General features: G+C 46.4%; 15 protein-coding genes. 12 read left to right on the top strand and 3 right to left on the bottom strand.

Annotated features, from left to right (window positions below; genetic code table 11):
* Window positions 1-213 precede the first annotated feature (213 nt).
* Entirely contained in the window at window positions 214-363 is a 150-nt protein-coding gene (locus tag AAH944_RS08685; protein ID WP_415534377.1) for a hypothetical protein, read from the top strand.
* Window positions 364-564: 201 nt separating this feature from the next.
* Complete coding sequence (locus AAH944_RS08680; RefSeq protein ID WP_415534375.1) at window positions 565-834, top strand: GlsB/YeaQ/YmgE family stress response membrane protein; 270 nt, start codon at window positions 565-567, stop codon at window positions 832-834.
* Window positions 835-1,323: 489 nt separating this feature from the next.
* Here the strand turns inward: AAH944_RS08680 and AAH944_RS08675 are convergent, their stop codons facing one another.
* Window positions 1,324-2,487 (bottom strand): aminotransferase class I/II-fold pyridoxal phosphate-dependent enzyme, encoded by a 1,164-nt coding sequence (locus tag AAH944_RS08675; RefSeq protein ID WP_415534373.1) that lies wholly within the window; start codon window positions 2,485-2,487, stop codon window positions 1,324-1,326.
* The gene (locus AAH944_RS08670; RefSeq protein ID WP_020490936.1) at window positions 2,484-2,981 is read right to left on the bottom strand and encodes an Lrp/AsnC family transcriptional regulator; all 498 of its coding nucleotides are present in this window, start codon (window positions 2,979-2,981) and stop codon (window positions 2,484-2,486) included. The genes AAH944_RS08675 and AAH944_RS08670 overlap by 4 nt, the downstream gene beginning before the upstream one ends.
* Window positions 2,982-3,269: 288 nt before the next feature.
* On the opposite strand from AAH944_RS08670, the gene AAH944_RS08665 reads away from it, so the two are divergent.
* The 4 genes from AAH944_RS08665 (at window position 3,270) to AAH944_RS08650 (ending at window position 5,696) form a co-directional block, all read left to right on the top strand.
* Window positions 3,270-3,719, top strand: a complete 450-nt coding sequence (locus AAH944_RS08665) for a DUF3788 domain-containing protein (protein WP_415534371.1) — start codon at window positions 3,270-3,272, stop codon at window positions 3,717-3,719.
* Window positions 3,716-4,702 carry a ComEC/Rec2 family competence protein gene (locus AAH944_RS08660; RefSeq protein WP_415534369.1) on the top strand — a complete coding sequence of 329 codons (987 nt, stop codon included), beginning with the start codon at window positions 3,716-3,718 and terminating at the stop codon, window positions 4,700-4,702. Before AAH944_RS08665 ends, AAH944_RS08660 begins: the two co-directional genes overlap by 4 nt.
* A 41-nt stretch (window positions 4,703-4,743) precedes the next feature.
* Window positions 4,744-4,956 (top strand): DUF3006 domain-containing protein, encoded by a 213-nt coding sequence (locus AAH944_RS08655; RefSeq protein ID WP_415534367.1) that lies wholly within the window; start codon window positions 4,744-4,746, stop codon window positions 4,954-4,956.
* Between the two features lie 146 nt (window positions 4,957-5,102).
* Window positions 5,103-5,696: an HD domain-containing protein gene (locus AAH944_RS08650; protein ID WP_415534365.1), complete on the top strand. Its 594-nt coding sequence runs from the start codon at window positions 5,103-5,105 to the stop codon at window positions 5,694-5,696.
* Window positions 5,697-5,981: 285 nt separating this feature from the next.
* Here the strand turns inward: AAH944_RS08650 and AAH944_RS08645 are convergent, their stop codons facing one another.
* Entirely contained in the window at window positions 5,982-7,904 is a 1,923-nt protein-coding gene (locus AAH944_RS08645) for an aconitate hydratase (protein ID WP_415534363.1), read from the bottom strand.
* A gap of 227 nt (window positions 7,905-8,131) precedes the next feature.
* On the opposite strand from AAH944_RS08645, the gene AAH944_RS08640 reads away from it, so the two are divergent.
* The 6 genes from AAH944_RS08640 (at window position 8,132) to AAH944_RS08615 (ending at window position 12,602) form a co-directional block, all read left to right on the top strand.
* Complete coding sequence (locus tag AAH944_RS08640) at window positions 8,132-8,608, top strand: tRNA (cytidine(34)-2'-O)-methyltransferase (RefSeq protein WP_415534361.1); 477 nt, start codon at window positions 8,132-8,134, stop codon at window positions 8,606-8,608.
* Between the two features lie 162 nt (window positions 8,609-8,770).
* On the top strand, window positions 8,771-9,961 hold the full coding sequence (locus AAH944_RS08635; RefSeq protein WP_415534359.1) for a glycosyltransferase family 4 protein: 1,191 nt from the start codon (window positions 8,771-8,773) through the stop codon (window positions 9,959-9,961).
* Window positions 9,958-10,653: a metal-dependent hydrolase gene (locus tag AAH944_RS08630; protein ID WP_415534357.1), complete on the top strand. Its 696-nt coding sequence runs from the start codon at window positions 9,958-9,960 to the stop codon at window positions 10,651-10,653. Before AAH944_RS08635 ends, AAH944_RS08630 begins: the two co-directional genes overlap by 4 nt.
* A 191-nt stretch (window positions 10,654-10,844) precedes the next feature.
* Window positions 10,845-10,979, top strand: coding sequence for a hypothetical protein (locus AAH944_RS08625; protein ID WP_015042999.1), 135 nt, complete (start codon window positions 10,845-10,847; stop codon window positions 10,977-10,979).
* A gap of 16 nt (window positions 10,980-10,995) precedes the next feature.
* The gene (locus AAH944_RS08620; protein WP_019226481.1) at window positions 10,996-11,214 is read left to right on the top strand and encodes a small, acid-soluble spore protein, alpha/beta type; all 219 of its coding nucleotides are present in this window, start codon (window positions 10,996-10,998) and stop codon (window positions 11,212-11,214) included.
* An 80-nt stretch (window positions 11,215-11,294) separates the two neighbouring features.
* Entirely contained in the window at window positions 11,295-12,602 is a 1,308-nt protein-coding gene (locus AAH944_RS08615; RefSeq protein ID WP_415534354.1) for a DRTGG domain-containing protein, read from the top strand.
* Window position 12,603: the final 1 nt, after the last annotated feature.

The raw sequence follows: 12,603 nt of genomic DNA, 5'->3' as shown, positions 1-12,603 counted from the left end.
CGCAAGTAGAACGATTAATGGCTCTGCCTAGGCATATTTTGTTGGGATTGTCCAGACTGTTGACCCTATTGCTGGTTAGAAATCATGTTTTGGCTCTGTTGGATGTAATTGAGCCTGGGTTTGATCAATAAGATTGCTCATTTGTTCAAGAACTTGATGTGCTTGGATCTGTTGGTTGGCCTGCGATAAAGCATTCATTGCATTCTGAATAGCTTGACGCAACTGTTGATCGGCCTGTTGTTTCTGCTGCTGGGTTTGATTTCAGAAGTTCTGAATTTGCTGCTGCAATTGACTCGTAGCCTGCTGGCTTTGCTGAATGATTTGATTATTAAGAGTACCTTGTCCGCCGATGTTACTAAATGAGAACTGTTTCAGCTGATTCATCGTATTTTACATTTCTGTTATTTGACTTTAATTTGAATAGACATATTTTTTACATGATGATAAAGATTTATGTAAAATCAATTAAGGTAAATTACTACATGATAAAAATGAATAACATCGATAAAAAAGAAGATAATACGATATAACAGCTGAATAATTGTTTATCAGGAGGAATTTAACATGAGTATTATTGGCTGGATCATACTAGGAGGTCTTGCAGGATGGGCAGCAAGCATGATTACGGGAAATGATGCCAGAATGGGCGTTGGCTTAAATATCATTGTAGGAATAATTGGAGGCTTTCTAGGCGGATGGATCGTCAACCTTTTTGGCGGAATAGGGATAAGCGGATTTAATATATGGAGTTTCGTTGTGGCATTAGTCGGGGCAATCATTCTTCTGCTCATTGTCAATGCTTTTGCCGGAAAGAAAAGGTACAGCCATACCTAGTTGTTACTTAAGTTCTAAGAAGATCTGGTAAAACAATTTATTACCTTTTATTTGGAATCTAAAAATGCCTTCCCCGCAAAATAAAATTGCGGAGGAAGGCTTTAATAATGCCCATGGATTCATTTCTTACCACACCTTTTAGGTCTGGTTTAGCATTAGAATTATTTATAAAACCCTAAGGAAATGATGGAAAACTATAATGTTATGCGTCTTTTTTAACGGACTGTCTTAAGAACGCATATAATATGCTGGAAATATCAGGCAAGGAGGAGATATAAAAATGTTTTTCTTTCCGTTTTTTACAGGCCTTGCGCTTGGGAGATTATGGAATCGCAGTTATTGGTATTAATCTTATCTTTTGTCGCAGATTAAGAACGGTTATTCTTTAGGTCGGGAATCTTCACTATCAAATAATTTCCAAATGAAAAGAAACCTTACACGTGTAAGGTTTCTTCGATCAGCGAATCAAATAGGTAATGTCACTCTGGTTCAACATATTCTTTTCTTAACAAACCGGGCCATTCTGGTCAATGCTTCCTGCAGCTGCTGCGTTGAGTAGGCGTAGGAACAGCGGACATGTCCTTCACCGGCCGGACCAAAAGCTGTACCCGGAACGACGGCGACCTTCTCTTCCTTCAGCAGTTGTTCGGCAAACTCTTCAGAATTCAGTCCGGTAGCCGTGATGTCGGGGAAGACATAGAAAGCCCCCAATGGTTCAAAGCAGGTCAGCCCCATTTCCCTTAAGCCGTGGACCATAATCCGGCGGCGGCGGTCATATTCCATCACCATCTCCTGTTTGGCCGTTTCTCCGGATTTCAGCCCTTCCAGTGCGGCGACCTGCGCCATGATCGGGGCGCACATGATAGTATACTGATGGATTTTCAGCATGGCCTGAATCAGGTCAGGGTGCCCGGCTACGTAGCCGATCCGCCAGCCAGTCATCGCATAAGCCTTGGAGAAGCCGCTGACATGAAGCGTGCGGTTCCACATATAAGGCAACGATGCAAACGGCGTATGCTCTCCACCGTAGTTTAGATCTGAATAAATTTCGTCGGAAATGACGATGAGATCGTTTTCGGATGCAAACCGGGCAATCGGCAGCAAATCCTCTCTGGTCATGACTGCGCCGGTAGGGTTATTTGGATAAGACAGAACCAAAATCTTGCAGTTTGGCGTATAAGCCATCTGAAGGTCTTCGACCTGCAGGCGGAAATCGTGTTCTGCACTTGTTTTAACATAATGAACCTCTGCGCCGGAGATTTCCGCACAGGCAGCATAGGCCACAAAAGAGGGATCAGGGATCAGCACGCCGTCACCCGGCACGATCAGCGCGCGCATCGCCAGATCGATCGCTTCGCTGGCGCCGACGGTGATCAGGATTTCCTCGTCGGGATTATAGTCTAAGCCTTGGTGTTTAGCCATATATTTGGATAATTCCCTGCGAAGTTCGATCAGACCTGCGTTGCTGGTATACATGGTCTGGCCTTGCTCCAGGGAAAAAATAGCAGCTTCCGTCATGACCCAGGGAGTTGCAAAGTCCGGTTCGCCGACGCCGAGGGAGATTACACCGTCCACGGTAGCGGCCAGGTCAAAAAACTTTCGTATTCCTGATGGCTTCAGATTTAAAGCCAGTGGTGATAAGTATTGCTTCATGGCGTTATCATGAGACGCTGCGGTCTCTCTTCCTCTCCGTGAAATTCTATGCCATCCTGCTTATACCTGCGCAGAATGAAGCGGGTTGAAGTTGACTGGATTACATCCAGGGGAGACAATTTATCGGAAACAAACTGGGCGATTTCATGCATGTTACGGCCCTCGATAATGATACAAAGGTCAAAATCCCCAGACATCAGATAAACGGATTTAATCTCACTGAACTTTTGGAACCGCTGGGCAATTTTATCGTAGCCATTGCCGCGCTGGGGCAGGACTTTGACATCAATTAATGCAGTAACCCTATCTTCTTCCAGTTGGTCGTAATTGATAAGGATACCGTATTTGGCGATGACCTTATCATCTTCCCACTGTTTAATTTTCTTTTTAATATAATCCGCTGTCAGGCCGGTCTGAATTGCTAAATCTTCCACAGTCAGACGGCAGTCCTGGGACAGGATATGAAGGAGGCGCCGATCATCTTCGGATAACATTCTCGAAAACTCCTTTCTGCGCTTTTGAATTAATATTATTAAATTATAATAGCATAAGAAGACAGCAGATAACAACCTCATCCTATGATTTTCCCAATTATTTTACCTCTTTTTTGTAAGATATGTTAAAATATAGCTGTATTCCACGAGACAAATCATAGAAGTGCACTTCGGACAATACATGAAGTTATGGAAGCAGACCAAGGAAATCTTTTGAGGTAGACTCAACAACAAGAAGGGAAATTTGTCCATATCTGATTTCTGTCAGAGTCACAGGAGGGACTGCCAATGCAGTGGTGTGATCAGTTTAATGTAAATCACGAACCATCTTTTGAAGACATTAAGCAATTTATTGGTAAAGGTGAACCGCTTTGGTCGGAGCTGCTTTCCTATATTGAAAGAGCCTACCAGGTGAAGCCCAAAACGACTTATAGCAAATGTTCCGGCCAGCCAGGCTGGAATGTTAAATATCAAAAGGGCAGTAAATCATTATGTACGCTTTATCCGATGGAGGGGTATTTTATTGCGCTAGTCGTGGTAGGAAACAAAGAGGAGGAAGAGACAGAGATGGCGTTGGGTACATTTACACCATTCGTGCAAGGCCTGTATCTCAAAACAGCTTTTTCCTGTGGCGGACGTTGGTTAATGATCAAAGTAGATGACAGGTCAGTCCTTGATGATGTAAAGAGCCTAATTGCCATAAGGGTAAGGCCAAAAGGTGAAAAGGGAGCTCAATGAAAAAGCAAAAAAGATTACTTCTAACGATTCTTTGCCTAATTGTACTAGTTTTACTTGGTTACAGCTCACTGAACGGCAGCTCAGCAACTTTTTCGGATCAGTCGCGGCAGACAGCGACTGCGGTCAAAGATCAAAAAGGTACGCTGTCGTCAAATCCGAATTCCTCCAATACCGGCTCAGATGCGGATATTGCTTCAGTCTCAGGCACCCTTCAAGTCCATTTCATTGATGTCGGGCAGGCGGATTGCATTCTAATCAAAGCCCCTTCGGGGAAAACTATGCTGATCGATGCAGGGAATAATGAAGATGCAGAAGCGGTTACCTCGTACATAGAAAAACAAAAAATAAGTAAACTGGATATTGTCGTTGGCACCCATCCCCATGAGGACCATATCGGGGGTCTTGATGCCGTAATCGATACCTTTAAAATCGGGCAAATCATCATGCCGGGCAAAACACATACGACTGAAACGTTCAAGGATGTACTTAGCGCGGTAAAAAATAAAGGCCTCAAAATAACACCGGCGAAAACAGGTGTTAAGCTGGACTTAGGGGACGGCGTGACTGCCGTTGTACTCGCTCCGAACGGTTCAGATTATGAGGATCTGAACAATTACAGTGCTGTGATCAGGATAGCATTCGGCAGCACTTCTTTTTTATTTACCGGTGATGCCGGAGAAGTGTCAGAGTCGGAAATGCTGCGGAATGTGAGCACGTATGATCTGAGGTCGACGGTCCTAAAAGTTGGTCATCATGGCAGCAGCGACGCAACATCCGAGTCCTTTCTGGATCTGGTAGACCCTGAATATGCAATGATTTGCGTCGGGAAAGAAAATGATTATGATCATCCTGCACAGGATACACTGGATAAGCTAAAGAATAGGGGAGTCAAGGTATTCAGGACGGATCTGGATGGGACGATTGTTGCGGTATCCGACGGATCAGAAGTGACATTTCATACGCTGGAGATTACATCAAAATAATGGAACTGATGGGTTAATTATTCCAAAAAGGTGGCATCAAAATGAAGGGTGTTATTGATCGTTTCGAAGGCAGCGTCGCCGTGGTGGAGTTTGACGGCAACAACAGAAAGAATATTAACTTCACTGATCTTCCTGCGGGGATTAAGGAAGGCGATGTCGTCGTATTTAATGATGGTAAATGGCAGCTTGATCAGAATCAAACAGCCAGACTGAAAGCGGAAATTGATATACTGGCCCGTGATGTGTTTGAGTAGTTGTCTGGTTGTTGTCTAATCGTTGTCTAATCGTTGTTGGAATAATGGTTAAAAAACAGGAAATCCTACATTCTTGACTGGACAGGATTTCGAAAAAGCGTTAAATTGATAGTTGATTATTTTGGGGTTAACCTTTAGGAGGAAGAATGAACAAAGTATTCGCCGCAATAGACATCGCAGCAAATGCCCATAAGAATCAGTTCAGGAAAGGGACCAATACGCCCTATATTACACACCCGTATGCAGTTGGAATGATCCTGCAGAAAGAAGGATGTGCGGAAGACATTGTTGTTGCTGGGATCCTGCATGATACCGTTGAGGATACCATTATTAATTCGGAATATCTCCGTAATAAATTTGGCAACAAGGTTGCCCTGATCGTAGAAGGGTGTTCGGAGCCGGACAAATCGCTACCGTGGGAAGAACGCAAAGAACATACCATTGAATACCTGAAAACGGCGATACCGGTGATCAAGGCCGTAGCCTGCGCCGACAAGCTGCATAATGTTCTGACGATGCTGGAAGACTATCAAAAAGAAGGAGAGAAGCTTTGGACGCGGTTTAACCGAGGCAGGGAGAAGCAGGAATGGTATTACCGTAATCTCGTGCAAAGCTTTATGCATCCTCCTGTGGATGATGATTTTAAAAAGCTTTATCTTACCTTTGCGAAAGCCGTCAGCGATCTTTTCGATCCCAAACCGGACAAGCAGGAAGAGGATCAGACTTTTTCTATCAGCTGAAAAAGACGAGATGCCTATTTTTTATTATTAGAATGATATCTTTTATTTGAACAAGATTAGTATTCAAACAAGAAGCGTATCAAAAAGAGTATTGGACCCAGATAAAAACCCGAAGTTCAAGGAGTTATGATTCCTTGGCCTTCGGGCTTTCTATCGCATGCAATAAGATCACTTTACAGTGTCATGGCTAATTTTCCCCCTGCTTTCTCTTCCTGAGCAGCATCTTTTGGCCATGCTAGGATTCAGAGCTCTACAAGCAGGATAGTTTTTCTTAGATAAAAAAACTTATTTGCCGGCTTCTTTGGTATAATTCAGCAAGCCTCCGGCTAGGATGATTCCAATCTGGCGTTCAGTCAGGTTATGGCTGACCCTGATGGAAGCATTTTTTCCGCTTAACAAGATATCAAATTCTTCGGAGTTTGATAGGGCTTCAGTCAGATTTGTAAAGATAAGCTTGCTGTAGTCCTTGATCAGATCGTAGTCGCTTTCGTTGACAAAAGTAAGCGGCAGGATGCCGAAATTAATCAAATTAGCTTTATGAATCCGGGCAAAGCTTTTGGCCAGGACAACTCTGACACCGAGGTACATCGGAACCAGTGCGGCATGTTCGCGGCTGGAGCCCTGACCGTAGTTCTGTCCGGCCACGATGATGCTTTGACCGAGCTGCCTGGCCCTGGCAGAGAACTCGGCATCAATCTTGCTGTAAACATATTCAGAAAGAGCAGGAATATTGGATCTGAGCGGCAGGATTTTGGCACCTGCAGGCATGATATCGTCTGTGGTAATATTGTCCTTGAGCTTGATGACGACGGGAAGCTCCAGATCTGGCGTAAGCTTCGGAGCAATCGGCAGCGGTTTGATATTTGGACCACGCACGATGGCGGTGTCCGGAGAACCGGGCGGAATAATCAGCGAATCATCGACCCGAAAATTTTCCGGCATGGGAATCTCAGCAGCAGGGCCCAGCGTGCGGGGATTGGTAAAGTAACCTGTCAGCGCACTGGCAGCAGCGACTTCCGGGCTGACCAGATATACGCCGGCGTCGGCAGTTCCGCTGCGCCCTTCAAAGTTGCGGTTAAAGGTCCTTAAGGAGACGGCGCCGGAGGAAGGGGACTGGCCCATGCCGATGCAGGGCCCGCAGGCGGATTCCAATATTCTGGCTCCGGAATCAAGCAGATCGGTCAGCGCGCCGTTATTGGCCAGCATGGTCAGAACTTGACGGGAGCCGGGAGCGATCACCAGGCTGACGCTCGGATCGACCACTTTGCCTTTTAAGATGGCGGCGGCGGTCATCAGATCGCGGTAGGAAGAATTCGTACAGCTGCCGATCGCTACCTGGTTGACTCTGATATTCGTTAACGTACTTACGGCAGCGACGTTGTCAGGCATATGCGGCTGAGCTGCAAGCGGTTCCAAGGCAGAAAGGTCGATAAAGATTTCCTCATCGTATACTGCATCGGCGTCGGCTTCAAGCGGAATCCAGTCGTTTTCGCGGCCCTGGGCTTTCAGGAAGATCCGGGTCTGTTCATCGCTCGGGAAGACAGAGGTCGTTGCACCGAGTTCGGCACCCATGTTGGTGATGGTAGCTCTTTCGGGGACACTTAACATAGAGACGCCAGGACCGGCATATTCAAAGATCTTGCCGACACCGCCTTTGACGGACAGGCGGCGCAGGACTTCCAGAATGACATCTTTGGCGGACACCCACGGAGCTAATTTCCCGGTTAGATTGATTTTGACAACTTTCGGGTCAGGCAGATAGAATTCGCCGCCGCCCATGGCTACGGCAACATCGAGGCCGCCGGCACCCATGGCCAGCATGCCGATTCCGCCGCCGGTAGGGGTGTGACTATCCGAGCCTAACAGGGTTTTACCAGGTTTTCCGAAACGCTCAAGATGGACCTGGTGGCAGATCCCGTTGCCGGGACGCGAAAAATAAACCCCGAAGCGGGAAGCGCAGCTTTGGAGAAAAGCATGGTCGTCAGCATTTTCAAAACCCGTCTGCAGTGTGTTGTGATCGATGTAGCTGACAGATAATTCTGTTTTGACTCTTGGAATGCCAACGGCTTCAAACTGAAGATAAGCCATAGTTCCTGTGGCATCCTGTGTTAAAGTCTGATCTATCTTGATGCCGATTTCTCCTCCGGCCCCAAGTTCACCGGAGATGAGATGGGCGGATAATATTTTTTGTGTTAAGTTTTGTTTCATATTTCTTACCCCTTTATTTAATTTATGATCCAACTTTATAATATAACAGAATGAGCCTGATTCATCCAGTATAACAAAAAAGTATACATAATATAGCAGATTTTTTTAAGGTATGGGTAGATTTTTTGCAGTGTGAATATTTCAACGTTCATTTTTCGTTGTTTTCGGGTTATAATATAGCTGTTGTGTTTACTACTTAGATTTAAGAGCAGTTTTTGGAGAAAATGATGATGACAGACAGCAGGTTAAACATCGTACTAGTTGAACCCGAGATACCTCCCAATACAGGAAATATTGCCAGATTGTGCGCAGCTGTTCAGGCCGACCTGCATTTAGTGAAGCCGCTCGGCTTCAGTATTGACGACAAGCATTTAAAAAGAGCAGGACTCGATTACTGGCATCTCTTAAAGGTACATGTTTATGAAAATTTTAACGATTTTGAAACCCAGAACGCTGAAGGTCAGTTTTTTCTGGCCACGACCAAAGCGTCTAAGTTCTATACAAATGTGGAGTTTCCAGACCGCTGCTATCTGCTTTTTGGACGGGAAACGAAGGGGCTGGCGCCGGAAATCCTACAGCGCTATCCTGACCGGCAGATCCGCCTGCCGATGAGAAAGGATGCGAGGTCCTTAAATCTGTCCAATTCAGTCGCGGTGATTGCGTATGAGGTCCTGCGTCAATGGGGTTTCCCAGGCCAAGTGTGACGGCCACGGATGGCTTAATGTCGTGATGCCATGGATGGCAAGGAACGACAAGGCCACGGACGACGGCACACGATGTGCCTAGTGTCGAATGCGTCAGGATGACAAAGCATTCGACGGGCCTAATGTCGCGGTGCCATTTAACTCACGATATCCGGAGGTAGTATGCTTTCTTATTTATCAACATTTTTGCTGGCAGTTCTATTTGCTTTGATTTTAACACCCGTCTCCATTATCCTGGCCAGAGAATGGGGTGTGATGGATTATCCGGGCGAGCGGAGAATACATAAAGCCCCGATTCCGCGTCTCGGCGGCGCTGCGATTTATCTGGCTTTTTGGCTGGCTGTTTTTCTGACGGTAGCCGTGAATAAAATGCTGATCGGACTTTTCCTCGGCAGCACAATTATTTTTGCGGTCGGCATCTATGATGATGTAAAAGGAATGCGGCCTCTGATCAAACTGCTCTGGCAGATCCTAGCAGCGGTAATACTGATTTTTTTCGGCATGGCGGTCCCGCATATCACGCTGCCTCTATATGGTGTTGTCCAACTTGGCTTGATTGGCAACATTTTTGCCGTGCTATGGATTGTCGGTTTGGTCAATGCTGTGAATATATCCGACGGTATGGATGGCCTCGCTTCGGGTATTTGCTTTATTGCGGCGATCACATTGTTCTGGTCCGCAACGATCCGTTCAGCCTATCCGGGGGCCGATCTTCTGATGCTGGCCCTGAGCGGCGTAACGCTGGGCTTTTTGTTCTATAACTTTAATCCTGCTAAAATCATTATGGGTGATTCCGGGAGCATGTTTCTCGGCTATATGATCGGAGCAGTCTCTATTTGGGGTTTGCTGAAAACCGCTACGGTACTCGGTTTGGTTTTCCCGTTGCTGGTGCTCGGCATGCCTTTGATGGACATGCTGTTTGCGATCATCCGGAGGAAATGGAAAGGACATTCGATCGTCCGGGCAGACAGGGGACACCTTCATCACCGTTTGCTTGATACTGGCCTGAACCAGCGCCAGGCAGTGTTTGTTCTATATGGAATCAGCCTTTGTTTCGGGCTGGCGGCAATTTTCTCCGCCTATGGACACTGGTACATCGCGGCGATTCTGGTGGTCATTGACCTCGGCATTATTTTGCGGATTATGTTCAGAAAGTTTCGTCTGCATAACTGGTACACGGTGACAAGACCGGTTTCTGCAGACATGGAAGATAAGATGGACGTGGAGAAGGATGACGCGGGAATGCAGCAAAAAACGGAAGAGCAGAGTCAGGCAGAAACGCAGAATCCAGAAGAGCAGAATCAAGAAGAGCAGAATCAAGAAGCAAAGATCAGAATGAGGAATAAAGTATGAATATTATCTTTCACGGCCATGCCTGTTTTGAAATCCAGTCTGACGCAGGTCGGCTGATGATAGATCCATATTTGCGGAAGAATCCGAAAGCAGAGGTCAAACCGCCTGATTTTAAAACGCTTGATGCAATTTTAGTCACCCATGGTCATGACGATCATTTGGGAGATGCGGTCGAACTGGCCAGGCTGACCGGGGCAGTCCTGATCTCGAATTTCGAATTATGCCGGTATGCGGAGACCTTTGGGGTGAGGGTTTATTCCATGCATATCGGGGGTAAGCACGTCTTTCCGTTTGGAACTGTAAAGCTGACTCAGGCCGTTCATGGTTCCGGGATCGAGCAGGCTGACGGAACCTGTCTGTATGGTGGTTTGGCCTGCGGTTTTCTGCTTCAGCTCGAAGGCAAGCAGCTTTACCATGCCGGGGATACCGGTTTGTTCGGGGATATGAAGCTTATTGGCAGCCTGACGGAAATCGATCTGGCTATGCTGCCGATCGGGGATAATTTTGTGATGGGGCCGGAAGATGCGGCCGAAGCAGCTCGGATGCTCCAGGCCAAAGTCGTGGTTCCGATGCATTACAATACATTTGAGGAAGAACAGCAGGATGCCAAGGCCTTTCTCGCGCTGCTAAGCAGAAAAGCACCGGAGAGCAAGGGAATGATTCTTGAGCCGGGACAGTATATGAAGTTGTAGAATCTAAAGGGCATTAATGCAGCGCAGAATCATATCAAGAAAGCTGGAAGACAAAGCAAATTTATGATATAAAAACCGATATTGATCATAAGATTAGACAGATAGATATGTTTCAAAGAAAATCCTGTAACCCTTACAGGATATTTTTTGCTTTTCAGGGCAAAAATAGACTGTAAGGAGATGAAAACAGAATGAGAACCAAAGATTGCGCGAAAGAATGCATTTATGCTGTGGACGGCGTCTGCCGTCTGGAAAACAACCATGGGCTGAAGACCCCCGAATGCCCCAACCGGGACGGTTCACTGGCCGCAGTCTCCATACTCTGAACAGGAGCGTTAAAGCATGAGAGAAAACATCACCAAGAAAAACACAGGCAATACGAAAAAAAAGGATAACAGGAAGAAGAGACCAGACTTCATTGAGGAAATGAAAATGGAGATTGCTTCGGAACTTGGCATCATCCAGCAGGTCCAAAACGAGGGCTGGGATTCCCTGTCTCCGAGAATTTCCGGAAAAATAGGCGGAAAGTTGTCTCAAAGATTAAAACGGATCAATAAATAAAAACTACTATATAACAACAATTAGTTCAAAGCCTCACCATGTGATATAATTAATGAAAAAAACAGGTGAGGCGTTTTTATTTGACAAAGACAAAGCATCAGCAGATTCTTAATTTTATTGAGGATCTCGACATAGGGAGCAAGGTATCAGTCCGGTTTATTGCCAAAGAGCTTGATGTCAGCGAAGGGACTGCTTACCGCGCAATTAAAGAAGCGGAGAACAAAGGGTTTGTCCGTTCGATCCCGAAGGTTGGGACGCTGCGGATTGAAGGCGTCAAAGAAAAACAGATTGAAGATCTTACGCTTCAGGAAGTGGCCCAAATCGTGGAAGGGCTTGTCATCTGCGGAGAGAAAAGGCTGACGGAATGTCCGAATAAGTTTATTATTGCGGCGATGGAACTGAAAGATTTAGCGCGTTATCTGGAAGAAGGCGCGCTCTGTATCGTCGGCAACAGGACAGATGCCCAGCTCCTTGCCTTGAAAAATAATGTTCCTTTGCTTATTTCCGGAGGCCCGGGACCTACGGAAGAGGTCGTGGCGCTGGCCAAGAGCCTGAATTCAGTGATTATCATTTCCCCGTATGACACCTTCGTAGTTACGACGATGATCAACCGGGCGCTTTTTGACAGGCTCATCGGCAAGGAACTATTGCTCATTGAAGATATCATGGTTAAGGATGCGAAGGTTCTGGAAGACAGTGCGACGATCGGAGACTGGTATAAGCTTTCGCAGAAGACCGGACACAGCCGCTTCCCGGTCATCGATAACCAGCACAACCTGCTCGGTATTGTGACCGCGGTCGATGTCGCCGGCGAAGGCGTCGAGGTCAAGATCACCAAAGTCATGAACAGGAATCCGCTGACCGTCGGAAGAGACGATCCGGTTACCCATATCTCTCGCAAAATGGTCTGGGAGGGCTGGGAGATTGCGCCCGTACTTGAAAACGGCAAGCTGATCGGAATCATAAGCTTGCAGGATGTACTCGAGGCTTTTCAGCAGATCCAAAAGCAGCCTCAGTTCGGCGAGACCGTGGATAATCTGGTTTTAAGCGGCTTTGGTTATGTGGAAGAGTCTGAATACCTGACCATTCGGGGCGAAATCACGCAGTTTATGGTGAATGAATTTGGTTCAGCCAGCTGCGGTGTTCTGGTAACCCTGATGAATACGGCGGGTTACATTGCGCTCCGAAAAAAATACCGCTTGGATGCGATCACAGAAAATTTCAGCTTTTATCAGTTCCATCCGGTTCCGGCCGGAACAGTCGTCAGCATTTCGGCCAGACTGTTGCTCGTAACAAAAAAGAACTGCAATATTGAGATTGAAGTTTTCAACGATAACGGAGTCCTGGCTAAAGGGATGATGACAGCCCGGATGGGGGATAAAAGATAGG

The sequence above is a fragment of the Dehalobacter sp. CP genome (assembly GCF_047652685.1).
Taxonomy (GTDB): Bacteria; Bacillota; Desulfitobacteriia; order Desulfitobacteriales; family Syntrophobotulaceae; genus Dehalobacter.
The sequence above is the reverse complement of the archived record's forward strand: the minus strand, read 5'-3'. Positions and strand labels throughout refer to the sequence as shown.

Excerpts from the sequence above, each read along its gene's own strand:
- AAH944_RS08680 (WP_415534375.1), top strand. The coding sequence starts at position 565 with ATGAGTATTATTGGCTGGATCATACTAGGAGGTCTTGCAGGATGGGCA.
- AAH944_RS08635 (WP_415534359.1), top strand. The coding sequence starts at position 8,771 with ATGCTTTCTTATTTATCAACATTTTTGCTGGCAGTTCTATTTGCTTTG.
- AAH944_RS08640 (WP_415534361.1), top strand. The coding sequence starts at position 8,132 with ATGATGACAGACAGCAGGTTAAACATCGTACTAGTTGAACCCGAGATA.
- AAH944_RS08620 (WP_019226481.1), top strand. The coding sequence starts at position 10,996 with ATGAGAGAAAACATCACCAAGAAAAACACAGGCAATACGAAAAAAAAG.
- AAH944_RS08645 (WP_415534363.1), bottom strand. The coding sequence starts at position 7,904 with ATGAAACAAAACTTAACACAAAAAATATTATCCGCCCATCTCATCTCC.
- AAH944_RS08670 (WP_020490936.1), bottom strand. The coding sequence starts at position 2,981 with ATGTTATCCGAAGATGATCGGCGCCTCCTTCATATCCTGTCCCAGGAC.
- AAH944_RS08625 (WP_015042999.1), top strand. The coding sequence starts at position 10,845 with ATGAGAACCAAAGATTGCGCGAAAGAATGCATTTATGCTGTGGACGGC.
- AAH944_RS08660 (WP_415534369.1), top strand. The coding sequence starts at position 3,716 with ATGAAAAAGCAAAAAAGATTACTTCTAACGATTCTTTGCCTAATTGTA.
- AAH944_RS08665 (WP_415534371.1), top strand. The coding sequence starts at position 3,270 with ATGCAGTGGTGTGATCAGTTTAATGTAAATCACGAACCATCTTTTGAA.
- AAH944_RS08655 (WP_415534367.1), top strand. The coding sequence starts at position 4,744 with ATGAAGGGTGTTATTGATCGTTTCGAAGGCAGCGTCGCCGTGGTGGAG.
- AAH944_RS08650 (WP_415534365.1), top strand. The coding sequence starts at position 5,103 with ATGAACAAAGTATTCGCCGCAATAGACATCGCAGCAAATGCCCATAAG.
- AAH944_RS08675 (WP_415534373.1), bottom strand. The coding sequence starts at position 2,487 with ATGAAGCAATACTTATCACCACTGGCTTTAAATCTGAAGCCATCAGGA.
- AAH944_RS08630 (WP_415534357.1), top strand. The coding sequence starts at position 9,958 with ATGAATATTATCTTTCACGGCCATGCCTGTTTTGAAATCCAGTCTGAC.